General features: G+C 73.4%; 24 protein-coding genes and 2 pseudogenes. 17 read left to right on the top strand and 9 right to left on the bottom strand.

Annotated elements, in window-relative coordinates:
* Positions 1-93: 93 nt before the first annotated feature.
* Positions 94-495 carry an SseB family protein gene (locus AC07AZ_RS07840; protein ID WP_478844916.1) on the top strand — a complete coding sequence of 134 codons (402 nt, stop codon included), beginning with the start codon at positions 94-96 and terminating at the stop codon, positions 493-495.
* A 171-nt stretch (positions 496-666) separates the two neighbouring features.
* Here the strand turns inward: AC07AZ_RS07840 and AC07AZ_RS07835 are convergent, their stop codons facing one another.
* The 3 genes from AC07AZ_RS07835 to AC07AZ_RS07825 form a co-directional block, all read right to left on the bottom strand.
* Complete coding sequence (locus tag AC07AZ_RS07835; protein WP_478844914.1) at positions 667-1,074, bottom strand: MarR family winged helix-turn-helix transcriptional regulator; 408 nt, start codon at positions 1,072-1,074, stop codon at positions 667-669.
* Between the two features lie 87 nt (positions 1,075-1,161).
* Complete coding sequence (locus AC07AZ_RS07830; protein ID WP_478844912.1) at positions 1,162-1,512, bottom strand: VOC family protein; 351 nt, start codon at positions 1,510-1,512, stop codon at positions 1,162-1,164.
* 163 nt (positions 1,513-1,675) lie between these two features.
* Complete coding sequence (locus tag AC07AZ_RS07825) at positions 1,676-2,707, bottom strand: LacI family DNA-binding transcriptional regulator (protein ID WP_478844910.1); 1,032 nt, start codon at positions 2,705-2,707, stop codon at positions 1,676-1,678.
* A 351-nt stretch (positions 2,708-3,058) separates the two neighbouring features.
* On the opposite strand from AC07AZ_RS07825, the gene AC07AZ_RS07820 reads away from it, so the two are divergent.
* From AC07AZ_RS07820 to AC07AZ_RS07770, 11 genes are all read left to right on the top strand, one after another.
* Complete coding sequence (locus AC07AZ_RS07820; RefSeq protein WP_478844908.1) at positions 3,059-3,346, top strand: ArsR family transcriptional regulator; 288 nt, start codon at positions 3,059-3,061, stop codon at positions 3,344-3,346.
* A 204-nt stretch (positions 3,347-3,550) separates the two neighbouring features.
* The gene (locus tag AC07AZ_RS07815) at positions 3,551-4,513 is read left to right on the top strand and encodes an SMP-30/gluconolactonase/LRE family protein (RefSeq protein ID WP_478844906.1); all 963 of its coding nucleotides are present in this window, start codon (positions 3,551-3,553) and stop codon (positions 4,511-4,513) included.
* Positions 4,514-4,699: 186 nt separating this feature from the next.
* Positions 4,700-5,155 (top strand): fluoride efflux transporter CrcB, encoded by a 456-nt coding sequence (gene crcB, locus AC07AZ_RS07810; protein ID WP_478844904.1) that lies wholly within the window; start codon positions 4,700-4,702, stop codon positions 5,153-5,155.
* Positions 5,152-5,556, top strand: a complete 405-nt coding sequence (locus AC07AZ_RS07805; protein WP_478844902.1) for a DUF190 domain-containing protein — start codon at positions 5,152-5,154, stop codon at positions 5,554-5,556. The genes crcB (AC07AZ_RS07810) and AC07AZ_RS07805 overlap by 4 nt, the downstream gene beginning before the upstream one ends.
* On the top strand, positions 5,553-5,927 hold the full coding sequence (gene crcB / locus AC07AZ_RS07800) for a fluoride efflux transporter CrcB (RefSeq protein WP_478844900.1): 375 nt from the start codon (positions 5,553-5,555) through the stop codon (positions 5,925-5,927). The genes AC07AZ_RS07805 and crcB (AC07AZ_RS07800) overlap by 4 nt, the downstream gene beginning before the upstream one ends.
* A 132-nt stretch (positions 5,928-6,059) precedes the next feature.
* On the top strand, positions 6,060-6,896 hold the full coding sequence (locus tag AC07AZ_RS07795; protein WP_478844898.1) for an undecaprenyl-diphosphate phosphatase: 837 nt from the start codon (positions 6,060-6,062) through the stop codon (positions 6,894-6,896).
* A gap of 163 nt (positions 6,897-7,059) precedes the next feature.
* Positions 7,060-7,740: a FadR/GntR family transcriptional regulator gene (locus AC07AZ_RS07790; protein ID WP_478845354.1), complete on the top strand. Its 681-nt coding sequence runs from the start codon at positions 7,060-7,062 to the stop codon at positions 7,738-7,740.
* Entirely contained in the window at positions 7,737-9,179 is a 1,443-nt protein-coding gene (locus tag AC07AZ_RS07785; protein ID WP_478844896.1) for an amino acid permease, read from the top strand. Before AC07AZ_RS07790 ends, AC07AZ_RS07785 begins: the two co-directional genes overlap by 4 nt.
* Positions 9,180-9,211: 32 nt before the next feature.
* Complete coding sequence (locus AC07AZ_RS07780; protein WP_478844894.1) at positions 9,212-10,213, top strand: asparaginase; 1,002 nt, start codon at positions 9,212-9,214, stop codon at positions 10,211-10,213.
* Positions 10,214-10,305: 92 nt separating this feature from the next.
* The gene (gene aspA / locus AC07AZ_RS07775) at positions 10,306-11,718 is read left to right on the top strand and encodes an aspartate ammonia-lyase (RefSeq protein ID WP_478844892.1); all 1,413 of its coding nucleotides are present in this window, start codon (positions 10,306-10,308) and stop codon (positions 11,716-11,718) included.
* A gap of 34 nt (positions 11,719-11,752) precedes the next feature.
* Positions 11,753-12,685, top strand: coding sequence for a glutaminase (locus AC07AZ_RS07770; RefSeq protein WP_478844888.1), 933 nt, complete (start codon positions 11,753-11,755; stop codon positions 12,683-12,685).
* Between the two features lie 168 nt (positions 12,686-12,853).
* Here AC07AZ_RS07770 and AC07AZ_RS07765 read toward each other — a convergent pair.
* A pseudogene (locus AC07AZ_RS07765) lies at positions 12,854-12,913 on the bottom strand (hypothetical protein); the annotation flags it as partial.
* Positions 12,914-13,331: 418 nt separating this feature from the next.
* On the opposite strand from AC07AZ_RS07765, the gene mptB reads away from it, so the two are divergent.
* Entirely contained in the window at positions 13,332-14,738 is a 1,407-nt protein-coding gene (mptB, locus tag AC07AZ_RS07760) for a polyprenol phosphomannose-dependent alpha 1,6 mannosyltransferase MptB (protein WP_478844886.1), read from the top strand.
* Positions 14,735-16,117: a glycosyltransferase 87 family protein gene (locus AC07AZ_RS07755; RefSeq protein WP_478844884.1), complete on the top strand. Its 1,383-nt coding sequence runs from the start codon at positions 14,735-14,737 to the stop codon at positions 16,115-16,117. Before mptB ends, AC07AZ_RS07755 begins: the two co-directional genes overlap by 4 nt.
* 59 nt (positions 16,118-16,176) lie before the next feature.
* On the opposite strand, the pseudogene AC07AZ_RS07750 reads toward AC07AZ_RS07755, so the two are convergent.
* Both AC07AZ_RS07750 and rho read right to left on the bottom strand, forming a co-directional pair.
* A pseudogene (locus AC07AZ_RS07750) lies at positions 16,177-17,013 on the bottom strand (D-alanyl-D-alanine carboxypeptidase family protein); the annotation flags it as partial.
* Positions 17,014-17,196: 183 nt separating this feature from the next.
* Positions 17,197-18,339 carry a transcription termination factor Rho gene (rho, locus tag AC07AZ_RS07745; RefSeq protein ID WP_478844882.1) on the bottom strand — a complete coding sequence of 381 codons (1,143 nt, stop codon included), beginning with the start codon at positions 18,337-18,339 and terminating at the stop codon, positions 17,197-17,199.
* Between the two features lie 484 nt (positions 18,340-18,823).
* Here rho and AC07AZ_RS07740 point away from each other — a divergent pair, with 484 nt between their 5' ends.
* Positions 18,824-20,068, top strand: coding sequence for a cytochrome P450 family protein (locus AC07AZ_RS07740; RefSeq protein ID WP_478844880.1), 1,245 nt, complete (start codon positions 18,824-18,826; stop codon positions 20,066-20,068).
* A gap of 37 nt (positions 20,069-20,105) precedes the next feature.
* On the opposite strand, the gene AC07AZ_RS07735 is transcribed toward AC07AZ_RS07740, so the two are convergent.
* Positions 20,106-20,504: a nuclear transport factor 2 family protein gene (locus AC07AZ_RS07735; protein WP_478844878.1), complete on the bottom strand. Its 399-nt coding sequence runs from the start codon at positions 20,502-20,504 to the stop codon at positions 20,106-20,108.
* A 79-nt stretch (positions 20,505-20,583) separates the two neighbouring features.
* Between AC07AZ_RS07735 and AC07AZ_RS07730 the strand changes: the two genes are divergently transcribed.
* Both AC07AZ_RS07730 and AC07AZ_RS07725 read left to right on the top strand, forming a co-directional pair.
* Positions 20,584-21,147 carry a PadR family transcriptional regulator gene (locus AC07AZ_RS07730; RefSeq protein ID WP_478844876.1) on the top strand — a complete coding sequence of 188 codons (564 nt, stop codon included), beginning with the start codon at positions 20,584-20,586 and terminating at the stop codon, positions 21,145-21,147.
* Between the two features lie 5 nt (positions 21,148-21,152).
* Positions 21,153-21,878, top strand: coding sequence for a class I SAM-dependent methyltransferase (locus AC07AZ_RS07725; RefSeq protein ID WP_478844874.1), 726 nt, complete (start codon positions 21,153-21,155; stop codon positions 21,876-21,878).
* A 129-nt stretch (positions 21,879-22,007) separates the two neighbouring features.
* Here AC07AZ_RS07725 and AC07AZ_RS07720 read toward each other — a convergent pair whose 3' ends face one another.
* Together AC07AZ_RS07720 and AC07AZ_RS07715 are read right to left on the bottom strand one after the other, a co-directional pair.
* Complete coding sequence (locus tag AC07AZ_RS07720) at positions 22,008-22,748, bottom strand: GntR family transcriptional regulator (RefSeq protein WP_478844872.1); 741 nt, start codon at positions 22,746-22,748, stop codon at positions 22,008-22,010.
* A gap of 130 nt (positions 22,749-22,878) precedes the next feature.
* On the bottom strand, positions 22,879-24,045 hold the full coding sequence (locus tag AC07AZ_RS07715; protein ID WP_478844868.1) for a serine hydrolase domain-containing protein: 1,167 nt from the start codon (positions 24,043-24,045) through the stop codon (positions 22,879-22,881).
* Positions 24,046-24,340 lie beyond the last annotated feature (295 nt).

The following is a 24,340-nucleotide window of genomic DNA, read 5'->3' as shown; positions in this document are numbered from 1 at the left end:
TGCCCCGGGTCGGGTCGGGTACGCGTGGGGAACCGCGCCTCGGGCGATCAAGCCCACGTGGTCCGTACGACCGCCGCTACCAGGGAATCTGCCATGGAGACACCCGCGTACGACAACACCGCCACCCCGGCCCAGCAGGCGCTGGACGCGCTGACGGTGAACACCGACGACACAGCGGCACTGGACGCGCTCGCGAGCAGTGACGTGCTTGTGCCGGTACCCGACGACGCGAACCAGGAGGAGACCGCCGACCCCACGGCGGTGGCGCTGCCCGTGCTCGAACAGGAGGACGGCGACCCGGTGGTTCCGGTGTTCACCTCGGAACCGGCCATGGCCGAACTGCTGCCGTTCGTGTCGCGTTACCGCCTGGTGCCACTGGGCGTCCTCGCCGCGCAGTGGCCGGCGGACGAGCTGTCGCTGTCCATCGACGGCGGCTCGGAGCATCCGCTGACGCTCACCTCGGAGGGTGTGCGCACCCTGCTGGCCCGCCCGTAGGACCGTCTGCTGGCCCGCCCCTGGGACCGTCTGCTGGCCCGCCCCTGGGACCGTCTGCTGGGCCGTCCCTGGGACCGTCTGGCCCGCCCCCAGGGCCGTTGGCGAAGGGCCCGGCCGCTCCCTCACCGAAGGGGAGCGGCCGGGCCCTGACGTGCGGGGAGTGTTCCCGGCCTAGTCGCGGGGGGACGGGGTGGCACCGAGCATCCGGGCCAGCACCGCCCGCTGGACGGGGAGCACCTCCGCGTGCAGGTCGCGTCCCTTGCGGGTGAGGGCCACCCACACCCCGCGCCGGTCCTCCACGCACACCGAGCGCTCCACGAGTCCGTCCTTCTCCAGCCGCCCGATCAGGCGCGACAGGGCGCTCTGGCTGAGGTGGACCCGGCCGGCCAGGTTCTGCACCCGGCACTGGTCGCCCTCGGCGGGCGACTCGGTGGCGAGGAGGTCGAGCACCTCGAAGTCGCTGCCGCCCAGACCGTGCGGGTGCAGGACGCGGTCTATCTCGCACATGGTGCGCGCGTGCACCGACAGGATGTCCCGCCAGCGTTCCTCTAGCCCGGTGTCGGCCGTCTTGACTGCCATACCCGCACGGTAACACCGTTCCCCCCGTTTGTTGAGCATGCAACTAGTGAGTGTGCAACCAGTGAAGGTGCACACTCACTGCCGGTCTCAGGCGGCCGGGTCCTGCGTGAGTCCGACGAGGTTGCCGTCCGCGTCCTTCACGAAGGCGATCAGCTTGCCGCCGCCGACGTCCTGGACGTCGTGGAGCGTCTCCGCGCCGGCGGCCAGCAGCGCCGCGAGGGTGCTCCTCAGGTCGGCCACGTGCCAGTAGGGGACCGGCCCGGTCATGCCCTTCGCGTGCCCGTTGGGGTCGAGGCCGATCTCCTGCCCCGCGGCCCGGAAACCGACGTAGTACGGTTCGTCCGCGTACGGCTCCACCCCCAGCAGGGCGCTGAACAGGGCCTTTGTCGCGTCGAGGTCCTTGACGGGGTAGATGATCGTCTTGAGGCCGTCGGTCATGTCGTACTCCTAGCCACTGCGCGGACCGACGAGGTGTGTCGGTGTCGACCGGCGGATCTCGCCGGTGGTTCCACGCTAGGGCGCGCCGGCGTGGAGTGGCTTCTCGAATCCTGACCGGTCGTGCGGAGCGCGGCCGGCGACTCCCGCCGCACGCCCCCTCTTCCTACGTCGACTCCCGGCGCACCAGCTCCGTCGGCAGGATCACCGCCGCCGGCTCGTCGCCGCCGATCTGGGCCAGCAGGACCCGGACCATCTCCGCGCTGATGCGGTCCCACGGCTGCCGGATCGTGGTCAGGGTCGGGCGGGCCGAGAGCGCGGCGGGCGAGTCGTCGAAGCCCCCGACCGCGACGTCCTCGGGAACCCGCCGCCCCGCCCGTTCGAGCGCCGTCAGCACCCCCTGCGCCATCAGGTCGGAGGCGACGAACACGGCGTCCATGTCGGGTGCCTGGGCGAGCAGCCGTTCGGCCCCCGACTCCCCGCTGGCCCGGCTGTAGTCGCCGCAGACCACGAGCCGGTCGTCGACCCCGGCGCCCGCCTCGGTGAGGACCTCGCGGTAGCCGGCGAGGCGCTCGACACCGCCCGGGGTGTCCAGCGGCCCGGTGACCACTCCGATCCGGCGGCGGCCAAGCGACAGCAGGTGGCGCACCATGTCCCGGGCGCCGTCCCGGTCGTCGGCCGCCACGTAGCTCACCTTCGAGCCGAGGCCGATCGGCTTGCCGCAGGCGACCAGCGGCACGCCCGCCGCGCGCAGCTCCTCGGCGACCGGGTCCCCGGAGTGGCTGGAGACCAGCAGCACGCCGTCCACGTGACCGGCCGTGATGTACCGCGTGATCCGCCGCCGTTCGTCCTCGGTGCCGGCCAGCATCAGCAGGAGCGGTACGTCGTGCGCGGCCAGGGCCTGGGTGCAGCCCCGCAGCAGGACGTTGAAGTTGGGGTCCTCGAAGAACCGCTCCTGCGGCTCGGTGAGCAGGAAGCCGACCGAGTCGGACCGCCCGGTGATCAGCGAACGGGCGTGCCGGTTGACGACGTAGCCCGTCTTGCGGATGGCCGCGTTCACCGCCTCCAGGGCGGCCGGGCTGACGTAGTGCCCGCCGTTGAGCACGCGCGAGACGGTGCCCCGTGACACGCCCGCCACCCGCGCCACGTCGTGAATCGTCGGCGGTCTGCGCCGGCCCCCCGGATTGTTCATGGTCACGACTTTACGACTCCGGGCGGCGGGGCGAGGGCCATCGGCGGGGGAGGCGCGGAGGGCGGGGCAGGCAGGTCGCGGCGCGTCCGGTGACACGCCCGGCGCAGGCGGACCAGCCGTCCCCGGGCCGGGGGCCGGGGCCCGCCGGGGGGTCGCGAACCCCCTGTCGCCCGCGCCGGCCGAGGCCTCGCCCGCAGGTGAGACGGGTCTTCGGCAGTCGCGCCCGAGGCGACTCGTACACCTGCCTCCCGCATGGAGGTTCGGTTACCGGACAAAAGGCGCGGAGTCGCGGACATGCCGTCCCGGTGTGCGGGAGAGTGGGGGCGCGGTCGGGGCGGCTCGGACGGAGGGGACGCGATGCTGAGGACTTCCGCCAGTGCGAGGCGGCTGGACATCCTGGAATGGCTGAAGGACCCGCTCGCGCACTTCCCGCCGCAGCGGCACGGTGACCCCGTCGAGGACGGGGTCACCGCGGACGCCGTCGCCCGCAGGCTCGGAGTGCCGCGCCCGGTCGCGGTCACCCACCTCGGTCTGCTCGTGGACGTCGGCCTGCTGCGTACCAGGACGATCCGGCGGCGCACCTACTACCGTCGTGACGAGGTCCGCATAGCCGAGGTGGCCCGCATGTTCGAGAAGGGCTGGTGAGGCAGGGGGCGGTGAGTCAACGGCCGGTAGCGTAAAGGCTGATGACGCGGCGCCCGTCCGCCGGCGGCCGGCGAGAACGGGCGCCCGGGCACGCCGGTGACGCCCCGCTGTTCCGGAACGGCCGGCAGGACCCGGCGGGGCAGGCGCCGCCAGGGGGTACGCACCCGCGAGGCCCCTTCGGGCGACAGGGAAGGACACACGCGCATGGAACGTCCCACAGCTCTCGTCCCGCGGCACTACATCGCGATCGGCGGCCGCGGCCCCGAGGACGTGGTCGCCGACGACCGCGGCCGGGTGATCACCGGCGTGGAGGACGGCCGCATCCTGCGCATCGACGGTCTCACCGACCCCGCGGCCACCCGCGTCGAAGTGCTCGCCGAGACCGGCGGCAGACCCCTCGGCCTCGAACTGCTCCCGGACGGCGCCCTGTTGGTGTGCGACGCCGAACGCGGCCTGCTGCGCGTCGACTTGGCCGACGGCGCGGTCCGTGTCCTCGCCGACTCGGTGGCGGGGGAGCCGCTGCGGTTCTGCAGCAACGTGGTCGCCCTCTCCGACGGCAGCGTCTGCTTCACCGTCTCCAGCCGCCGCTACCCCCTGGACCAGTGGATCGGTGATCTGGTCGAACACACCGCGACCGGACGGCTGTTGCGCCTCGCCCCCGGCGCCGGCACCCCCGAAGTACTGCTGGAGGGACTCCGGTTCGCCAACGGTGTCGCGGCGAGCGGCGACGAGTCCTTCCTCGTCGTCGCCGAGACCGGCGCGTACCGCCTGACCCGCTACTGGCTCACCGGGCCCAAGGCCGGACGCGCCGAGCCGTTCGCCGAGAACCTCCCCGGCATGCCCGACAACCTGTGGCGCGGCGGCCCCGACGGGCTGATCCGGGTCGCCCTCGCGGGCCCCCGGGTGCCACCGCTGGACCTGTTGCGCCGCGGGACGCCGACGGTCCGCCGTACCGCCGCCCGCGTCGCCGTGCGCGCCCCCTTCCGCCCCACCGGCACGATCGGCGTGCTGGCGTTCGACGACCAGGGCGCCCTCGTCCAGCATCTCGCCCGCCGCCGCTCCGGTTTCCGCATGGTCACCGCCGTCTGCGAGGCCGCCGGGCACCTGGTGCTGGGGAGTCTGTGGGAGCGGGGCGTGGCGGTGTGCGAGGCGCCCGCCCCGAAATGACCCGGGCGCGGGCCCGGCGTTAACCTGTTGCCCGGCCGTGATCATCCTCGCGGCCCGGCGGTGGGGCCCGCCGTACCCCGATCGCGGCACGACAGCCGCCGACGGGCGTGCGCGTGACGCCGAAGCCCGCGAGGGGCCGGCGGAGCGTGTACGGTCCGCGCCCCGGCGAGTAGGAGTCGTACGACGATGACAGCCCCGGAAGCCGACAGCCTCGGTGTCCGCCCCCGGCGGCGGCCCGCCCGGCGCGGTCAGGCCCCCGTCGTCGCGGTGGTCGCCCTCGGCGGAGCCGTCGGTGCCACCGCCCGCTACGCGCTCGCGCTGTGGTGGCCCACGCGGCCGGGGCACTTCCCCTGGGCGACCTTCTGGACCAACGTCACCGGCTGTGCCGTGATCGGCGTGTTCATGGTGGTCATCACCGACGTGTGGGCCGCCCACCGGCTGGTGCGCCCGTTCTTCGGCACCGGCGTGCTCGGCGGCTTCACCACCTTCTCCACGTACGCCGTCGACTTCCAGAAACTGCTCGACGCCGGTCACCCCCTCACCGGTCTGGTCTATCTCGCCGCGACGCTCCTCGCGGCGCTCACCGCGGTGTGGCTCGGGGTCCTCGCCGCCCGCCGCGTCCTGAAGTGGAGGCAGCCATGACGAGGCTGACCGGCAGCGCCCTGCGCGTGACCGTCTTCGTCGGCGAGAACGACACCTGGCACCGCAAGCCGCTGTACTCGGAGATCGTGCACCGCGCCCACGCGGCGGGCCTGGCGGGCGCCAGCGTGTTCCGCGGCATCGAGGGCTTCGGCGCCTCCTCGCTGATCCACACCACCAGGCTGCTCTCGCTCAGCGAGGACCTGCCCGTGGCGATCGTCATCGTCGACACCGAGGAGAGGGTCCGCGCCTTCCTGCCGGAGCTGGACGAACTCGTCACCGAGGGCATGGTCGTCCTCGACACCTGTGAGGTCGTCCGGTACACCGGCCGCCGGGGGAGCGAGACCGGCACTCCCGGCGAAACGGACGCGGGCGGCGACGTGAAGGGTAAGAGGTCGTTGTGAACTGGCTGCTGGTGGTCGCCGGCGCGATGGTCGGTGCCCCGCTGCGCTACCTCACCGACCGTGCGGTGCAGGCCAGGCACGACTCGGTCTTCCCCTGGGGCACCTTCGCCGTCAACCTCGCCGGCTGTCTCGTCCTGGGCCTGCTGACCGGCGCGGCGGCCGCCGGCGCGGCCGACTCCCGCCTCCAGATGCTCCTGGGAACCGGCCTGTGCGGTGCTCTGACGACGTACTCCACGTTCTCGTACGAGACACTGCGGCTGACCGAGACGGGGGCGGGCCTCTACGCCGCCGCCAACGTCGTCGGCAGCGTCACGGCGGGTCTCGGCGCGGCCTGGGCCGGGGCGTCGCTCGCCCAGGCCGTGTGGTCCTAGGGGGCGACGCCGGATCCCCGCGGCCTCGCGAGGATCCGCCTCACACCCCCGGGCGACCGGGTACCCCGCGCGCGTAGTTCAGACTGTCTACAGCACAGTCGACAGTCGGCCCACTCCTCAGAACTGGATCCCATGAGCGTCATCAACGTCGGTCAGGCCGTGATTCTCGGAGCCGTCGAGGGGGTGACCGAGTTCCTGCCCGTCTCCTCCACCGGCCATCTGAAGATCACCGAGGGGCTGATGAACATCCCCGTCGACAACGACGCGGTCGTGGGATTCTCGGCCGTCATCCAGGTCGGCGCGATCGCCGCCGTGCTCGTGTACTTCTTCAAGGACATCGTGCGGATCGTCACCGCCTGGGGCCGTGGCCTGCGCAACAAGGAGGAGCGCTACCACCACGACTACAAGTTCGCCTGGTGGGTGATCTACGCGACGATCCCGATCGTGATCGTCGGCCTGGCCGCCAAGCCGCTGATCGAAGGGCCGCTGGCCTCCCTGTGGGTGGTCGCCGGCTCGCTGATCGCCGGCAGCGCCGTGATGTGGGCGGCGGACCAGATGGGGCGGCACAAGCGCGGGGAGGACGACACCTCCTTCAAGGACGCGATGCTGGTGGGCAGTTCGCAGATCCTCGCCCTGCTCTTCCCCGGGTTCTCCCGCTCCGGCGCCACCATGTCCACGGCCCTGATCCTCGACCTGGACCGGGTCGCCGCGACCCGTCTGTCCTTCTTCCTCGGCATCCCCGCCCTGACCGGCGCGGGCCTGTACGAGCTGAAGGACGCCCTGGGCACCGGTGTGGGCGCCGCCCCGCTGCTGGTCGGCACGGCGGTCTCGTTCGTGGTGGCCTACGGCTCCATCGCCTGGCTGCTGAAGTTCGTCGCCAAGCACTCCTTCAACGCGTTCGTGATCTACCGGATCGTGGTCGGCCTGGCCCTCTTCGGGCTGCTCGCCGGGGGCGTGCTCGACAGCTGAGCCACCGCGCGCCACGGGGTGTGCGGCCTGCTTTCAGGTCGCGCACCCCGTGAATCTTTTCTTTCACCCGTCTTGACAGTGCGCTCCCGCCGCCCGCAGGATCACTCCCGTGAACCTGTCAGACAGCCAGACAGGTGGTGCGGTCCCGCGGCGCGTCAGCGCCATGGAAGCGGTGCTGGCCCACCTCCGCGGCGCCATCGAGCGCGGCGCGTACGCCATCGGCGACAAGCTCCCCTCCGAGGCCGAGCTGTGCCGCACCCTCGAGGTCTCCCGCCCCGTCCTGCGCGAGGCCCTGCGCGCCCTGCAGACCATGGGGCTGACGGTGTCCAGGACCGGCAAGGGCACCTTCGTGGTCGCCAGCACCGTCGAGGACCCCACCTTCGGCGACTACGCGGCCAGCGACCTGCTGGAGGTACGCCGCCACATCGAGATCCCGGTCGCGGGCTACGCGGCGCTGCGCCGCACCCCGGAGAACCTGGACCACCTGGCCCACCTCCTGGACCGCATGGAACAGGAGACGGACACCACCGCGTGGGTCGCCATGGACTCGCTCTTCCACCTCGCCGTGGCCGAGGCCGCCCAGAACCCGGTCTTCCGCCGGGTGATCGAGGAGATCCGCGACGCGCTGGCCCGCCAGTCCGCGTTCCTCAACGAACTCGGCGGCCGCCGCGAGCAGTCCAACCGCGAGCACCGCGCGATCGTCGAGGCGCTGCTCGACGGCAGCGAACACGACGCCGTCGAAGCCATGACCCACCACCTCGACCGCGTCGAGACGACCCTCACCGACATCGTGCGCAACCCCCGGCGCGCGGACACCCCCATGGAAGGCGGACCCGAGGCGTGAGCGAGCAGCACCTCCGGCAGGAGACCCGCACCCCGGCCGCGCACGTCGACGCCGGGGACGAGGGCTACAGCAAGTCGCTGAAATCCCGGCACGTCAACATGATCGCCATCGGCGGCGCCATCGGCACCGGCCTCTTCCTCGGCGCCGGCGGCCGGCTCGCCGACGCCGGCCCGTCCCTGTTCATCGCCTACGCCGTCTGCGGCGTCTTCGCCTTCCTCGTGGTGCGGGCCCTGGGCGAACTCGTCCTGTACCGGCCGTCCTCCGGCGCCTTCGTCTCGTACGCGAGGGAGTTCCTCGGCGAGAAGGGCGCCTACACCGCGGGCTGGATGTACTTCCTGAACTGGGCCACCACCGGGATCGCCGACATCACCGCGGTGGCGACCTACACCCACTACTGGGGCATGTTCTCCGACGTCCCGCAGTGGGTGATCGCGCTGATCGCCCTGGCCGTGGTCCTCACGGTGAACCTGATCTCGGTGAAGATCTTCGGCGAACTGGAGTTCTGGTTCGCCATCGTCAAGGTCAGCGCCCTGGTGATCTTCATGTGCATCGGCATCTTCCTGCTGGTCACCCGGCACCCCGTGGACGGCGCCACCCCCGGCCCCTCCCTGATCGCCGACCACGGCGGCATCTTCCCCAGCGGCCTGCTGCCCATGCTGCTGATCATCCAGGGTGTCGTGTTCGCCTACGCCTCCGTCGAACTGGTCGGTGTGGCCGCCGGCGAGACCGAGAACCCCGAGAAGATCATGCCGAAGGCGATCAACTCGATCATGTGGCGCGTCGGCCTGTTCTACGTCGGCTCGGTGGTCCTGCTGTCGATGCTGCTGCCCTGGGACAGGTACTCCGCCGGCGAGAGCCCCTTCGTCACCGTGCTGTCCAAGGTGGGTATCCCGGCGGCCGGCGGCGTGATGAACCTCGTCGTCCTCACCGCGGCCATGTCCTCGCTCAACTCCGGGCTCTACTCCACCGGCCGCATCCTGCGCTCCATGGCCATGTCCGGCTCCGCCCCGAAGTTCACCGCCGCGATGAGCCGCAGCCAGGTCCCCTACGGCGGCATCCTGCTCACCAGCGGCATCTGTGTGCTCGGCGTCGGCCTCAACTTCGTCGTGCCCGCCGACGCGTTCGAGATCGTGCTGAACTTCGCCGCGATCGGCATCCTCTCCACCTGGGGCATGATCATGCTCTGCCACCTGCTCTTCTGGCGGAAGACCCAGCAGGGCGAACTCACCCGCCCCGGCTACCGCCTGCCGGGTTCCCCCTGGACCGAACTCGTGACGCTGGCCTTCCTCGCCACCGTCCTGGTCCTCATGTACGCCGACGGCGGCGCCGGACGCACCACCGTGCTGTGCCTGCCGCTGATCGTCGCCGCCCTGGCCGCCGGCTGGTTCGCCGTCCGCGGCCGGGCCGCCCGCACACCGACCACCGGAGCGGACGCGTGACCCGCGCACCCGCCCACGATCACCAGGCAGTCATGTACACCAGCTCCGTCGCGGACGCACCCCTCGTCCGCGAACCCCTCCACGCCCCCGTCGCCCACCTGATACGCGGCGGGATGACCGAGGGCATCCACTACGGATCCGTCGTCGTCCTCGGCGCCGGCGGCGAAATCCGGCTCCAGATCGGCGACATCGAGGCCGCCTGCTACCCGCGCTCGGCGCTCAAGCCCGTCCAGGCCGTGGCCATGGTCCGGGCCGGCCTGCCCCTCGACGGTGAGCTGCTCTCGCTCGCCGCCGCCAGCCACTCCGGCGAGGAACGCCACCTCGCCGGCGCCCGGCGCATCCTGGAGCTCGCCGGCCTCACCGAGGACGCCCTGCGCAACACCCCCGACCTGCCGTTCGGCCCGGCCGTCCGCGAGACCTGGCTGCGCGAGGGCCGGCCGGCGTCCCGGCTCGCCCAGAACTGCTCCGGCAAGCACGCGGCCATGCTGTACGTCAGCCGGCTCAACGGCTGGTCCCTCGACGACTACCTCGACCCCCGCCACCCGCTCCAGCAGGCGATCGCCGAGATCGCGGAGGACCTCACCGGACAGCGCGTCGCCCAGGTCAGCGTCGACGGCTGCGGCGCGCCCCTGTTCGCCGTCTCCGTGCACGGCCTCGCCCGGGCGGCCGCCCGGATCACCACCGCCGCCCCCGGCACCCCCGAGGCACGCGTGGCGGACGCGGTGCGCGCACACCCCGAGATGGCCTCCGGCTCCGGCCGGGACGTGGCCGCGCTGATGCGGGCCGTGCCCGGACTGCTCACCAAGGACGGCTTCGAGGGCGTACAGGTGGCCGCGCTGCCGGACGGCCGGGCCGTCGCCGTGAAGATCGCCGACGGCGCGGACCGGGCCCGTGTCCCGGTCGCCGCGGCGGCGCTCGCCCGGGCCGGCGTCGATCCCGCCGCCCTCACCGCGTTCGCCGGTGAGCCGCTGTTCGGCGGCGGCAGGCCCGTCGGCGGTGTCCGCCCCGCCCGCGCGCTGGATCCGCTCACCTGAGGCCGGCCCTCCACGGAGCCGCGACGCCGTGGAGACCCGCAGGCCCTTGCCACCCACCCGTACTCCTCGCCCGAGAGAAGGCCCGCACCGTCATGACCGCAGCCACCCGCAGCGAGCACGACCTCCTCGGCGACCGCGAGGTCCCCGCCGGGGCGTACTGGGGCATCCACACCCTGCGCGCCACGGAGAACTTCCCCATCACCGGGACCCCCATCTCCGCCTACCCGCATCTCATCGACGCCCTGGCAGCCGTCAAGGAGGCCGCCGCCCTCGCCAACGAGGAACTGGGCCTGCTGGCCCCGGAGAAGGCCGCCGCCGTCGTCGGGGCCTGCCGTGAGATCCGCGCGGGCGGCCTGCACGACCAGTTCGTCGTCGACGTCGTCCAGGGCGGCGCCGGCACCTCGACCAACATGAACGCCAACGAGGTCATCGCCAACCGCGCGCTGGAACTGCTCGGACACGCCAAGGGCGACTACGCGCGGCTGCACCCCAACGAGGACGTCAACCTCGGCCAGTCCACCAACGACGTCTACCCCACCGCCGTCAAGGTCGCGACCGTCTTCGCCGTGCGGGGCCTGCTGCAGGCGATGGCCGTGCTCCAGGACGCCTTCGCCCGCAAGGCCGTCGAGTTCCGTGACGTCCTGAAGATGGGCCGCACCCAGCTCCAGGACGCGGTGCCGATGACGCTGGGCCAGGAGTTCTCCGCGTACGCCGTCATGCTCGACGAGGACCGCCTGCGGCTCGCCGAGGCCGTGGAGTTGATCCACGAGATCAACCTCGGCGCCACCGCCATCGGCACCGGCCTCAACGCCCCCGCCGGATACGCCGAGTCGGCCCGCCGCCACCTCGCCCAGATCACCGGGCTGCCGCTGGTCACGGCGGCCAACCTGGTCGAAGCCACCCAGGACTGCGGGGCGTTCGTGCAGATGTCCGGCGTGCTCAAGCGGATCGCGGTCAAGCTCTCCAAGAGCTGCAACGACCTGCGGCTGCTGTCGTCGGGTCCGCGTGCCGGACTCGGTGAGATCAACCTGCCGCCGGTGCAGGCCGGTTCGTCCATCATGCCCGGCAAGGTCAACCCGGTGATCCCCGAGGTCGTCAACCAGGTCGCCTTCGAGGTGATCGGCAACGACGTCACCATCACGATGGCGGCCGAGGCCGGACAGCTCCAGCTCAACGCCTTCGAACCGATCATCCTGCACTCCCTGTCGGAGAGCATCACCCATCTGCGCGCCGCCTGCCTGACCCTCGCCGAGCGCTGCGTCGACGGGATCACCGCCAACACCGAGGTGCTGCGGCGCACGGTGGAGAACTCCATCGGCCTGGTCACCGCGCTCAACCCGCACATCGGCTACACGGCCGCCACCGACATCGCCAAGGAGGCCCTCGCCACCGGCCGGGGCGTGGCCGAACTCGTCCTGGAGAAGGGCCTGTTGCCGGCCGAGAAGCTGGCCGCGCTGCTGCGGCCGGAGATCCTCGCGGGCAGCGGCCCGGCCACCCTGGTCTGACCGCGGGGCGCACCAGGACCGGCCCGGAGGCACAATGGTGATCATGACCTCGTCCATGACCTTCCAGCCGGTCCTGGAACGCATCGCCGCCGAGATCGAGCGGACCCCCGGCCGCGGCCGGCCCGCCGACTACATCCCGGCGCTCGCGGCCTGCGACCCGCGCCGCTTCGGCATGGCCGTCGCCGAGCTGGACGGCACGGTCTACGGGGTGGGGGACTGGCGCGAGCCGTTCTCCACGCAGTCCCTCACCAAGGTCTTCACCCTCGCGCTCGACCTGGCCCGTGAGGGCGACGAACTCTGGGAGCACGTGGGCCGCGAGCCCTCCGGCAACCCGTTCAACTCCCTGGTCCAGCTGGAGTACGAGAGCGGTATCCCGCGCAACCCGTTCATCAACGCCGGCGCGCTGGTCGTCACCGACCGGCTGCACAGCCGGACCGGGGACGCGGCGGGCGAACTGCTGGCGTTCCTGCGCGCGGAGAGCGGCAACCCGGCGCTGGACTTCGACAAGGAGGTCGCCGACTCCGAGTCCGCGCACGGTGACCGCAACGCCGCCCTGGCCCACTTCATGGCCTCCTACGGCAACATCGACAACCCGGTGCCGGCGCTCCTGGACCAGTACTTCCGGCAGTGCTCGATCACCGCCTCCTGCGCCGACCTCGCCCTGGCCACCGGCTTCCTGGCCCGGCACGGCATCCGTGCCGACGGCAGCCGGCTGCTCACCCGCAGCCAGGCCAAGCAGGTCAACGCCGTGATGCTGACCTGCGGGACGTACGACGCGGCGGGCGAGTTCGCCTACCGGGTGGGCCTGCCCGGCAAGAGCGGGGTCGGCGGCGGCATCATCGCGGTCGTCCCGGGCCGCTGCACACTGTGCGTGTGGGGGCCGGGGCTGGACGAGCGCGGCAACTCGGTGGCTGGCGTCGCGGCCCTGGAGCGCTTCACGACCCTGACGGGCCTGTCCGTGTTCTGAACGACGTACGCCCCTTCGGCCGCAGGGCTCAGCCGAGCCTCGTCGAGGACCGGCAGCGGCAGGGACGTGGGTCGCATGAGGGACACGTGCGTGGTGCTTGGCCGCCGGGACCAGACGCCCGACGTGCTCGGGGTGGCGCACGGCGATCTCCAGGGCGGTGAGTCCGCCGAGGCTGAAACCGACGAAGTCGGCCTGTGCGATGCCGAGTTGGTCCAGCAGGGCGACCACGTCCGTGGCAAGGGCCAGGCACCGTCATCGCGCGGCCGAGGCCGGCGGTGTGGCCGTGGCCCCGGAGTTCGGGGGTCCCGACGTACCGGCCGGCCGACAGCGCGGGCAGCACCGCCCCGAACGTGAGGCCGGCGGCCAGCACACCCCCGTGCAGCAGCACCGGCGGCCGGCCGCCGTCACGGACGGTGCCGTGGACCTCGTAGTACGTCTTCGGGCCGTCGACGTCGGCGTACCCGGAGCCGCTCGGCATGGTCATCACGTCCGTTGCGTGGAATGCGGACAGCCGGGAGACCTCCGCGCGGCCACGAACTCATCGGTTCCGGCCGGAGCACGCACCGGACACACGCAGGTCCCCGCGCGGAGAGTCCCGCGTCCCTTTCCGGCCACCCTGCGTTGCGACGCTTCCCGAGTGTTGGCCATGGCTTTGCCTGTCGATCTCCGCCGCTGCCAGGTGCTCGGGCTGCTCGGTACCGCCTGCCTCGCCGCGGGAGGTGAGGCCGCGGGCGCCCTGCCCGTGCGGGAACTGCTCGCGCCCGCCTCCGCGCGCGCCGCGCTCGGCCTGGTCGGCGTGTACTTCGGCGTCGTCCTGCTGATAGCGGCCTGGGCGCTGCTGGGACGGCTGGTCCGCGGACCCGAGCCGCCCACTCCGCGTGCCCTGCTGCTGGTCCTCGCCGTGTGGGCCGCCCCGCTGCTGCTGGCGCCCCCGCTGTTCAGCCGTGACGTGTACAGCTACCTGGCCCAGGGCGCCATGGTCGACGCCCACATGGACGTGTACGCGCACGGGCCGGCGCGGCTCGGCGGTCCGCTCGCGGACGAGGTCGCCCCGGCGTGGCGGAACACCGGAGCCCCCTACGGCCCGGTGTTCCTCGCGGTCGCCTCCGGGCTGTCCGGCCTCACGCGCGGGCAGTTGCCCGCGGGCCTCTTCGGCATGCGCCTGGTCGCGCTGCTCGGGGTGGCGCTGATGGCGGCCGCGCTGCCCCGGCTGGCCCGGCACAGCGGCGCCGACCCGGCCGCCGCGCTGTGGCTCGGCGCCCTCAACCCGCTCGTGCTGCTCCATCTGGTCGCGGGCGCCCACAACGACGCCGTCATGCTCGGCCTGCTGGGCCTCGGCCTGGTCGCGGCGCTCGGCCGGTGGCCCGTCCTGGGCGCCGTCCTGGTCACCCTCGCAGCCCTGGTCAAGGCACCCGCCGTCCTCGGGCTCGCCGCGGTCGTCGTCCTGCAGACGCGCACCGGTCGCGGTCCGGCGAAGGCCGTCCTGACGACGGCGCTCGCGGCCGGGGCGACCACGGTCGCCGCGACCGCCGTCGCCGGCACCGGCTACGGCTGGATACGCGCGCTCGACACCCCCGTGTCCCCGCACAACTGGGCCCTCACGAGTCTCCTCGGCCGCGCCACCGGGGCCCTGCTGGACCGGCTCGGCAGCGATCTGGCACCGCTGGCCGTCCCGGTCTGGCACGCCCTCGGCATGGTGGCCGTCGTCGTCGCCGTGGCCGTCATATGGCTGCGGCTGCGCCCGCGTCCCCTGTACGCGCTGGGCCTGAGCCTGGCCGCGGTGGCGGCCTTCGGCCCGGCGATCCGCCCCTGGTACGCGCTGTGGGGACTGTTCCTGATCGCCGCCGCGGCCCCCAGCACCTCGGTACGGCACCGGGTGGCGGCCGTGACGGGCGTGCTCGCGCTCACCGTCCTGCCCGGTGGCGGCGCCGCGGACACCGGGCAACTGGTCCTGGCCGTCTCCGGCGGGGTCCTCGCGGTGGTCGTGCTGTGGCAGGCCCACCAGACGGCACAGGCACAGGCACAGGCACCGGCACCGGGACGCACCGCATGACGCTTCCGCACACCGAGCGCGGCCGGCTGGCGGTGTCGCTGGCCCTGGTCGCCGCCGTCACCGCGTTCACCGCGACCGTGCCGCTGCTGCGCGACTGGTTCGACCTGCGTGTCTACTACGGGACCGTGGACACCTGGGTCCACCACGGCGGCCACATCTACGACTACCGGGTGCCGGGTACGGCGTACGGCTTCACGTACCCGCCGTTCGCGGCCGTGACCATGCTGCCGATGGCGCTGCTCGGTCTCCGCGCGGCGATCGTGGTGACGCTGCTGCTGAACCTCACCGCGCTGGCGGCGGTGCTGCGCGTCCTCACCGGGCGGGCCTGGCGGCGCCACGGCTGGTACGGCTGTGTGCTGGGCGCCTGCGCGCTCGCGCTGTTCGAGCCGGTGCGCGACACCTTCAGCTTCGGCCAGGTGAACCTGATGCTGCTGGCCCTGGTGCTGGCCGACGGGTGGCTGCTGACGTCCGGCCGGGGGCGCTGGGCGGGCGCCGGGATCGGACTGGCCGCCGCGGTCAAGCTGACGCCGGCGCTCTTCGTCGTCCTGCTGCTGCTCGGCGGCCGCCGGCGGGCCGCCGCGCTCGCGACGGCCGTCGCGGCCGCGGCCACGGCTCTCGCCGCCTGGGTGGCGCCGGACGCCTCGCGCTTCTTCTGGACGGAGGCGATGTGGGACACGACCCGTGTGGGCCGTCTCGACTACGTCTCCAACCAGTCGCTCCAGGGTGTGCTGGCCCGGCTGGGCGCGGAGGGCCGGCCGGTGTGGGCGGCGGTGGTCCTGGTGGTCCTGTGCGTGTGGGGGGTGCGGGCACGCCGGGCGGCGGTCGCGGGGGACTGGCCGGGCGCCCTCGCCCTCACCGGACTGGCCGCCTGCCTGGTCAGCCCGATCACCTGGGTGCACCACCTGGTGTGGCTGCTGCCGTCGTTCGCGGTGCTGGTCCGCGCCGGGCATCCGCGGGTCGCGGCCGCCCTGTACGCGGTCCTGTGCACCAGTGTGGTGTGGCTGTGGTTCGACGACGCGTCCGGCCTCGACGGGTTCCTCGGCGGCAACACCTACGCCTGGATCACCCTGGGTCTGCTCCTGTGGCTGCCGGCCGGTCAGCTCCGCTCCGGGCGCCCCAGCGCGAACCGCAGTGCCAGGGCCACGGCGCCCGCGCCCAGACCCGCGGCGCCCGCGATCACCCCCGCCTCGGGCCAGCCGGGCCGGCCGGGAGTGTCTCCTTCCGGGGAGACGACGGCCGCCACGGGCAGCCGGGCCGACGCGGGCCTGACCCGCAGTGCGTCCAGGGACCCCACGGGGTCGACCCGCCCGGCCGCGCCGAAACCCCAGTCGAGCAGCGCCCGCGCCTCCTCGTACACGGTGAAGCCGCCGCCGGCCTGAGGGTTCATCACGGTGACGACCAGGGTGCGCCCGCCGCGGCGGGCGGCGGCCACCAGGGTGTTGCCGGCGTTGCTGGTGTAGCCGTTCTTGACGCCGATCAGGCCGGGGTAGCGCTGCACCCCGTCGGCGCCGGTCAGCAGCCGGTTGGTGTTGCGGATGCCGAAGGGCTGGTCGCCGGCGCCGGGGAACAGGGCCTCGGTGGTGCCGCAGTACCGTGCGAAGTCAGGGTCGCGCAGCCCGGCGCGCCCGAACACGGCGAGGTCGTACGCCGACGACACCTGGCCCGGCGTGTCGTACCCGTCGGGTGACCGCACGTTCGTGTCGCGGGCCCCCAGCGCGCGGGCCTTTGCCTGCATGCGGGCGGCGGCGCCCTGCCAGCCGCCGGTGAGCGCGGCCAGGACGTGCACGGCGTCGTTGCCGGAGTTGAGGAAGACCCCGCGCCACAGGTCGGCGATCTGGTAGGTGCGGCCCTCGGCCACCCCGACCAGGCTGCTGCCGGGGCCGATGCCCGCCAGTTCCGCCGCGGTGACCTGGTGCCTGATCCCGCCCGGCAGTGAGGGCAGCACGGTGAGGGCGAACAGTGTCTTGAGGGTGCTGGCCGGTGGCAGTCTGCGGTGCGCGTCGTGCGCGGCGAGCACCTCGCCGGTGTCGGCGTCGGCCACCAGCCAGGACAGCGCGGAGAGGGCCGGGATCCGGGGCGCACCGGCCCGCGGCCGGACCTGGGTGCCGGAGCGGTAGAGCAGAGCGGGCTGCGGGGCGGCCGCCCGCGCCCCGCCTGGTGCGCCGGGGTCGTTCCCGGCGGGCGCGGCGGCCGCGGCGGGGGCGAGCGCGAGCAGGCCCACCACACAGAACGCGCAGGCCGACACAGCCGTCCGAGAAGAAAAGCCGATAGTCATACCGCAAATGTAGGAACGCACCCGCCGCCGGGGGCGCTGCCCCGGCCGGGCGGGGCCCGCGAGCACCCGGATGCCGCACGGGGGACCCGGAGGGACGCCGGAACCCGGATGCCGCACGGGGGACCCGGAGGGGCGCCGGAACCCGGATGCGCGGGGGGCGCGGGTGCCGGCCGGTGCCCGAGGTCAGCTCGCGGGCAGTGTCGGCTGGATGCGGCGCAGGAACGTCGCGTTGTCCGGTGTCTCCCGCATCCGGTCCAGGAGGGTCTCCAGGCTGGTCTGCCCGTCCCGCGTCTGCAGCACCCGGCGCAGTCCGCGCATGGCGGTCAACTCGGCCTGGCTCAACAGGAGTTCCTCGCGCCGGGTGCCGGACGGGTTGATGTCGACGGCCGGGAAGACGCGGCGGGAGGCGAGGTCGCGGCTGAGGCGGAGCTCCATGTTGCCGGTGCTCTTGAGCTCCTCGAAGTAGAAGTCGTCGGCGCGGGAGCCCGTTTCCACCAGGGCGGTGGCGAGGATGGTGAGGGAGCCGCCCTCCTCGGCCAGACGGGCGGCCCCGAAGAACCGCTTGGGTCCGTGCAGCGCGGCCGCGTCGACGCCGCCGGAGAGGGTGCGGCCGCTGGACGCGCCCGCGTTGTTGTGGGCCCGGCACAGCCGCGTGAGGGAGTCGAGGAGGATGACGACGTCCTCGCCCGCCTCGACGAGCCGCTTGGCCCGCTCGATGACGAGTTCGGCCAGCGCGATGTGCTGCCGGGGCGCCCGGTCGAAGGTCGAGGCGTACACCTCGCCCCGCACGGAGCGGCGCATCTCGGTGACTTCCTCGGGGCGCTCGTCGAGCAGCACCACCATCAGCCGGGCTTCGGGGTGGTTGCCGGCCACTGCGGCCGCGATCTGCTGGAGCAGGACGGTCTTGCCGGTCTTGGGCGGGGCGACGATGAGCCCGCGCTGACCCTTGCCGACCGGCGCGATCAGATCGGCGACCCGGCCGGTGAGCCCGGCCGCGGGATGTTCCAGGCGGATCCGTCCGCGCGGGTGCAGCGGGGTGAGGTCGCCGAAGTGGCGGCGGCCGCGCAGTTCACCGGGGTCGCGGCCGTTGACGCGGGCGACCTCGGTGAGGGCCCGCTGGGTGCCGCGGACACCGTCGACGAGGTCTCCCTTGCGCAGGCCGTGACGGCGGATGAGCGCGGGCGGTACCTGGAGGTCGGTGGGCAGCGGCGTCAGGTCGGTGGAGCGAAGGTGCCCCTTCCCGTTCGCGTCGATGTCGAGGACGCCGGTCGCGACCCGGGCGGGAAGCTCCTGCCGGGCGGGAGGGTGCTGGAGTGTGGTGGTCATGGTGGTCGGTCCTTTCGAGGACACCGGACATGAGGCATGCGAGGGGGAGGGAAGGCCGCGAAGGGAGGGCGCACGGCGCACCTCGGCGGCGGGAACGGCACCGGCCTCGGCCACGGCGGAGCCGGGGCGTTGAAACGAGGCGGTGCGGAGAGGCCGTGTACCGGCGGAAGAGGCCGGTGTGTCGGCGGAACTGAGGAGGAACAGGCACCGGCGCCCGGAAAACTGGGGCGTGCACGAGTGCTGTTGGGACTGTACCACGCGGTTCGGGTCCGCTGTGCGCTACCTGACCCCGCGCGTCGGTTCCGACGTTCTCAACGCACTCGGGTCCTCATCTGTTCCGCCTTGCCGGAAGACGGTCGGCGGACGGGCGGGGCGGTCCGCGCGGCGGTCGGGCGTCCGGTCGCGCCGAGGGGCTGCGCCCGCCGTCGCGAGCAGGGAGAATCGATCGCTCGTACGGCGTCAACCAGCCCGCAGGGAGCCCCCGTTGGACACCTCGCCCGTCACGCCGCACCGTCTGGACCCCGCGGGCGGCTGCCCGCACGCCGACAACGCCCGGCTGCTCGCCCGGGCCGCGGTCGCCCCGGTCGTCCTGCCCGGTGACGTCGAGGGGATGGTCGTGCTGGGCCACGACGCGCTCAGGGAGTTCCTCGCGCACCCCGAAGTCGCCAAGAACGCGCGGCACTTCACGGCCCTGCGGGAGGGGCGCGTGACCGCCGGCTGGCCGCTGCTCACCTTCGCCACCGTGCACGGCATGACCACCGCCGACGGTGACGACCACCGGAGGCTGCGGTCGCTGGTGAACCGGGCGTTCACGGCCCGCCGTGTCGAGGAACTGCGTCCGCGCGTCGAGGAGTTGACCGCCTCCCTGGTGGAGGAGCTGGAGCGGGCGGCCGAGGCGGGCGGAGGTGTCGCCGACCTGCGGCGGCATTTCGCGCTGCCGCTGCCCATGAGCGTGATCTGTGAACTGCTCGGCGTCGACCCCGAATACCGGGAGCGGCTGCACCGGCTGTCGAGCCAGGTCGTCGCCACCGACATCGCGCCGCAGGACGCCGTGGCGGCCAACCGGGAACTCGTCGCTGTCCTCGCGGGCATCGCGGCCGCCCGGGCCCAGCGGCCCGGCGCGGACCTCACCAGCGCCCTCATCGCCGCCCGCGACGAGGCCGGAGACCGGCTCGGGCAGGAGGAGCTGATCGGGACCCTGGTCCTGATGATCATCGCCGGGCACGAGACCACGCTCAACCTGATCACCAACGCCGTACGGGCCCTGTGCGGGCACCGCGACCAGCTCGACCTGGTGCTGAGGGGCGGGGCGAGCTGGGCGGACGTCGTGGAGGAGACGTTGCGCTGGGACGCGCCCGTCAGCTACTTCCCGTTCCGCTACCCGGTGCGGGACCTGACCCTCGCGGGGACCGTCATCCCCCGGGGCACGCCCGTCCTCGCCGGGTACTCCGCCGCCGGGCGGGACCCGGCCGTGCACGGGCCGGACGCCGGCCGGTTCGACGTCACCCGGACGGCGCGGGAAGGAGCCGTACGCCATCTCTCGCTCGGACACGGCGTGCACTACTGCCTGGGCGCCCCGCTGGCCCGGATGGAGGCGGGCGTCGCCCTGGAGCGGCTGTTCGCCCGCTTCCCCGGCCTCGACCTCGCGGTCCCGGAGGGGGAGCTCACCCGGCACTCCAGTTTCGTGGGCAACAGCGTGCGAGCGCTCCCGGTGCGCCCGGGCCGCTGAACCCGTACGGCGGAACCGGGCCGGGGGCGGCGGCCGGTCAGCCGAGCCGGGTCCGCGCGTCCTCGGTGATCTGCTCGAACCGCGCGCCCATGGCGGCAGCCAGCGCCTGCGCGCCCGACAGCGGACGGACCATGACCATCAGCTCGTCGATCAGACCGTCCTCGTCGAGGTGGATGAAGTCGCAGCCGGTCAGCTCACGGCCGTCGACCCGGGCGGTGAAGACCAGCGCGCTGTCGCGGCCGTCGCCGCCGCCGAACTGGCGGACGTAGCGGAAGTCCTCGAAGACCTGCGCGACGGCCCGCAGGATCGCCGCCGTGACGGCCTTTCCGGTGTACGGCTTGAAGACGACCGGACTGGTGAAGACGACGTCCGGCGCCAGCAGCGCCTCGGCGGCGTCGAGGTCCTGTGCCTCGACCGCCTCGCGGAATGCACGCATCGACCGTCTCCCGAACTCTGATAGTCAAAAAGTTGAGTAGGTGCGGATGAGAATAGTCACCCGCTGCTAGCGTGTCCACATGTCGTTGAAGTACGCCGTCCTGGCCGCCCTCCTGGAAGGGGAGGCGTCGGGCTACGAGCTGTCCAAGGTGTTCGACGTGTCGCTCGCCAACTTCTGGCCGGCCACACCGCAGCAGCTCTACCGCGAGCTGGAGCGCCTGGCGCAGGACGGCCTGATCGAGGCGCGGGTGGTGCAGCAGGAACGCCGCCCCAACAAGCGGATGTTCACGCTCACCGAGGCCGGCCGCGGCGACCTCGCCGCGTTCGCCGCCGAGCCGACCCGCCGGCCCACCGCCATCCGCGACGAACTCCTCATCAAGATCCAGGCCATGGACGGCTCGGACCCGGCGGCCACCCGCGCCCTCGTCGAGGAACGCCTCGCCTGGGCGCGCGGCAAGCTCGCCCGCTACGAACGCGTCCGCGAACGGCTCCTCGGCGGGCGCGCCGAGCGGGAGTACCTGCGGACCGCCGACCGGGTCGGGCCCTACCTCACGCTGATGGCGGGCATCTCCTTCGAGGAGGAGAACGTGCGCTGGTGCGGGCGCGTTCTCACGGTCCTCGGACACCGGGTTCCTCTAGGCTGACGCTGATGTTCAGTCCCGAAGGCCCCGGCCTGCGCGAACTCGCCGCCCAGGCACTGTCGTCCGTCGAGCGCGGCTACGACCTGCTCGCCCCGAAGTTCGACCACACCCCCTTCCGCACTCCCGACGCGGTGCTCGACGCCGTGGCGTCGGCCCTGGAGCGGACCGGCCCCTGCGACGACGGCCTCGACCTGTGCTGCGGTACCGGCGCCGGAGTCGGCGTGCTGGCGCGGGTGTGCCGCCGTGGTGTCACCGGGGTCGACTTCAGCGCCGGCATGCTCGCGGTCGCCCGGGAGCGCAACCGCGTCACCTCGCCGCCCGTCTCCTGGGTGCGTGCGGACGCCCGTGCCCTCCCGTTCGGTCCCCGCTTCGACCTCGTGGTCAGCTTCGGGGCGTTCGGCCACTTCCTCCCACGCGAGCTGCCGGTGCTGTTCGCGCAGGCCCGTTCCGTCCTGCGGCCGGGCGGGCGCCTCGCCTTCCCCGTCGTCGCCCCGCCCCGCCCGGGAACCCGCGCCTACTGGATGCTGCTGGTTTTCGACGCGGTGATGCGGCTGCGCAACGCCGTGTGGCGGCCGCCGTTCGTCATGTACTACCGCGCCTTCCGGTTCGGGGACCTGCGGCGGGAGTTGGAGCGCGCCGGCTTCCTGGTCGAGTTCCAGGCCCTGCCCGAGTTCGGGCGGCGGCGCGACGGCGGCCCCCGGGTGCGGCTGGTCGTGGCCCGGCGGCCGGCGTAGCCGCTCCCGCTCCGCCGCCTCCCGGCCAGGTCCCGCGCCGCCGCCTCCCGGCCCGGTACGGAGGCCGCCGCGCGCCGGTCCGGACCCGGGCGGGCGCCGGCTCCGGACAGGGCGGCCGCCGCCGTCCGCTCAGCCCGCCGAGGGCAGCGTGAACTCGTAGACCAGCGCGCCCTGTTGGGTGTCCACGATCAGGTCGGTGATCTCCAGCGGGCGGGCGTACTGGTCGTGGACGCGCCGGGTGACCCGCACCGAGGGCGCGTCGGCGAGCGGAGTGATGGAGTCGCGGTGGTGCAGGGTGAGGCCCGCCCGGCGCATCCAGTCGTAGGTGCGCCGCAGTTGGGCGGAGGCGGACCCGTCGGCGCGGTCGCGGTACCGGGCCAGTTCCTCCACCTCGGCGAGGGCCACGGCGGAGAAGGACGTCACGGCGCTGCGCCGGCCCCGACCGTCCGTGCCGGCGGACTCGTAGCGGTGCATCAGGGTCGGGCGGTGCGGAGCCAGCCCCAGTGCCTCGGCGTGCTCGGGCGGCGGCGCTTCCCAGGTGACCGTGGCCCGGTCGGCGGCGCCCGGTTCCGCGTCCCGGGCACCCACCGGGAAGGCCAGCGAGGAGTGGTTGTCCAGCGGCGGGCCCGACAGGGTGGCGTAGCTGCCCCGCCGGTCGGTGGCGACCAGACCGTCACGGCGCAGTACCTCCAGCGCCTGCCGGACGGTCTCCCTGCTCACCCCGTAGTGCTCGGCCAACTGCCGCTCACCTGGCAGCCGTTCGCCGGGCGGGACGGTCCTGTCACGCAGTTCGCCGAGCAACTCCCTGGCGATCCGCCAGTACAGCGGCTGTTCTTCGGTGGACGGGTGGTCGTGGGTGGTGCGGTCCATGCCGCGCCTCCTGTTGGTGACGTGCCGTAGCGGTGCGGGCTCAGTGCGCCACCAGATCTAGCATTGGTCTAAACCGCCAAGGAAGGGTGGCCCGGCGGTTCGGCCGAAACCGGCTGCCCCGGTCACCCCCTCAGAGCGCGCTGTACAGAGCCTCGACCAGCGCCGTCTTTCGCGGGTCGTCGGCGATGTGCGGCCCCATGCGGTTCATCACGTACCCCAGGGACACCCCCGCCTCCGGGTCGGCCAGTCCGCAGGAACCGCCGAAGCCGTCATGTCCGAAAGCGCGCGGGTTCGGCCCGTACGAGCCGCTCGGCCCACTGAGCCACAGGCCGAGCCCGATCTCCGTGTCGTGCGCGAGACCGGCGCCCAGGACCAGGTCGCGGCACTCGCCCTGGCCCTCGCGCACCCGCTCGGCGGCCTCCGGGGAGAGGACGCGCCGGCCGTCGTAGGTGCCCCGGCCCGCGAGGACCCCGTAGAGCGCCGCGACGGCCCGCGCGGTGCCGTGCCCGTTCGCGGCGGGAATCTCGGCGGCCCGCCACGTGGGGGAGTTGGCCTCGGCCGCACCCGCCAGGGGGTTGGTCAGCGCCGCGAGCGCCGCTGGCGTCAACTGGCTGAAGATCGCAGCCTGTTCGCTGCTCGACGCGGTCGGCGGACGCACCAGCTCGGCGGCCCGGCCGGCCTCCTTCTCCGGCAGCCCGATGGTGAAGTCGATCCCGAGCGGTCCGGTCACCTCCCGCTCCAGGAAGGCGCCGGGCAGCAGCCCCGAGACGCGCCGCACGACCTCGCCGACCAGGAAGCCGTACGTCAGCGCGTGGTACCCGGACCGGGTCCCCGGCTCCCACCACGGCCTTGTCGCCGCGAGGCGGCGCGTGGTCAGCTCCCAGTCGTACAGGTCGTCGAGCGAGTGCGGTTCCCGCAGGCCGGACAGTCCGGACCGGTGCGACAGCAGATGCCGTACGAGGACCTTCTCCTTGCCGGCCGCGGCGAACTCCGGCCAGTACGCGGCCACCGGCGCGTCGAAGTCCAGCAGCCCCCGGTCGGCGAGGACGTGCGCGCACAGCGCGACCGGTCCCTTCGACGTCGACCACACGTTGACCAGTGTGTCCCGCTCCCAGGGGCGTGTGCGGCCCGCGTCGGCCCAGCCACCCCACAGGTCCACCACCGTCTCGCCGCCGACCGTGACGGTGACCGCGGCGCCCAGTTCGCCGCGCGCGCGGAAGTTCTCCCCGAACGCGGCGCGCACCGCCTCGAACCGTGTGTCGCAGTGACCGTGAACGTCTGCCTCGTGCTCGGACATGGGCCCTCCGTCGTTCGCCGGGAGCCCGGGCGGCGACGCTGCGGCCCGGACTCCCCGAACATACCGACTGGTCGGACTGCGCGGAAGGAGTCGGTCGGTCCCGAGCGGAACGGAACGGAGGCTGCGGAACGGAGGGTGCGGAACGCAGTCTGCGGCACGGAACGGAGGCTGACGAGGAGGGGTGGGGCGGAGGGAACGGGGCGGGGGGGGGGGGGGGGGGGGGGGGGGGGGGGGGGGGGGGGGGGGGGGGGGGGGGGGGGGGGGGGGGGGGGGGGGGGGGGGGGGGGGGGGGGGG

It is taken from the genome of Streptomyces sp. NPDC043878 (assembly GCF_056435735.1).
This window is presented reverse-complemented; position numbering and strand designations above follow the sequence as displayed.

What these genes read in the sequence shown, in the direction of transcription:
- AC07AZ_RS07815 (WP_478844906.1), top strand. Translation starts at nt 3,551, where the DNA reads ATGGAACGTCCCACAGCTCTCGTCCCGCGGCACTACATCGCGATCGGC.
- AC07AZ_RS07780 (WP_478844894.1), top strand. Translation starts at nt 9,212, where the DNA reads ATGTACACCAGCTCCGTCGCGGACGCACCCCTCGTCCGCGAACCCCTC.
- AC07AZ_RS07725 (WP_478844874.1), top strand. Translation starts at nt 21,153, where the DNA reads ATGTTCAGTCCCGAAGGCCCCGGCCTGCGCGAACTCGCCGCCCAGGCA.
- aspA (WP_478844892.1), top strand. Translation starts at nt 10,306, where the DNA reads ATGACCGCAGCCACCCGCAGCGAGCACGACCTCCTCGGCGACCGCGAG.
- rho (WP_478844882.1), bottom strand. Translation starts at nt 18,339, where the DNA reads ATGACCACCACACTCCAGCACCCTCCCGCCCGGCAGGAGCTTCCCGCC.
- AC07AZ_RS07805 (WP_478844902.1), top strand. Translation starts at nt 5,152, where the DNA reads ATGACGAGGCTGACCGGCAGCGCCCTGCGCGTGACCGTCTTCGTCGGC.
- AC07AZ_RS07720 (WP_478844872.1), bottom strand. Translation starts at nt 22,748, where the DNA reads ATGGACCGCACCACCCACGACCACCCGTCCACCGAAGAACAGCCGCTG.
- AC07AZ_RS07730 (WP_478844876.1), top strand. Translation starts at nt 20,584, where the DNA reads ATGTCGTTGAAGTACGCCGTCCTGGCCGCCCTCCTGGAAGGGGAGGCG.
- AC07AZ_RS07790 (WP_478845354.1), top strand. Translation starts at nt 7,060, where the DNA reads ATGGAAGCGGTGCTGGCCCACCTCCGCGGCGCCATCGAGCGCGGCGCG.
- AC07AZ_RS07755 (WP_478844884.1), top strand. Translation starts at nt 14,735, where the DNA reads ATGACGCTTCCGCACACCGAGCGCGGCCGGCTGGCGGTGTCGCTGGCC.
- mptB (WP_478844886.1), top strand. Translation starts at nt 13,332, where the DNA reads ATGGCTTTGCCTGTCGATCTCCGCCGCTGCCAGGTGCTCGGGCTGCTC.
- AC07AZ_RS07715 (WP_478844868.1), bottom strand. Translation starts at nt 24,045, where the DNA reads ATGTCCGAGCACGAGGCAGACGTTCACGGTCACTGCGACACACGGTTC.
- AC07AZ_RS07770 (WP_478844888.1), top strand. Translation starts at nt 11,753, where the DNA reads ATGGTGATCATGACCTCGTCCATGACCTTCCAGCCGGTCCTGGAACGC.
- AC07AZ_RS07795 (WP_478844898.1), top strand. Translation starts at nt 6,060, where the DNA reads ATGAGCGTCATCAACGTCGGTCAGGCCGTGATTCTCGGAGCCGTCGAG.
- AC07AZ_RS07835 (WP_478844914.1), bottom strand. Translation starts at nt 1,074, where the DNA reads ATGGCAGTCAAGACGGCCGACACCGGGCTAGAGGAACGCTGGCGGGAC.
- AC07AZ_RS07830 (WP_478844912.1), bottom strand. Translation starts at nt 1,512, where the DNA reads ATGACCGACGGCCTCAAGACGATCATCTACCCCGTCAAGGACCTCGAC.
- AC07AZ_RS07735 (WP_478844878.1), bottom strand. Translation starts at nt 20,504, where the DNA reads ATGCGTGCATTCCGCGAGGCGGTCGAGGCACAGGACCTCGACGCCGCC.
- AC07AZ_RS07820 (WP_478844908.1), top strand. Translation starts at nt 3,059, where the DNA reads ATGCTGAGGACTTCCGCCAGTGCGAGGCGGCTGGACATCCTGGAATGG.
- crcB (WP_478844904.1), top strand. Translation starts at nt 4,700, where the DNA reads ATGACAGCCCCGGAAGCCGACAGCCTCGGTGTCCGCCCCCGGCGGCGG.
- AC07AZ_RS07840 (WP_478844916.1), top strand. Translation starts at nt 94, where the DNA reads ATGGAGACACCCGCGTACGACAACACCGCCACCCCGGCCCAGCAGGCG.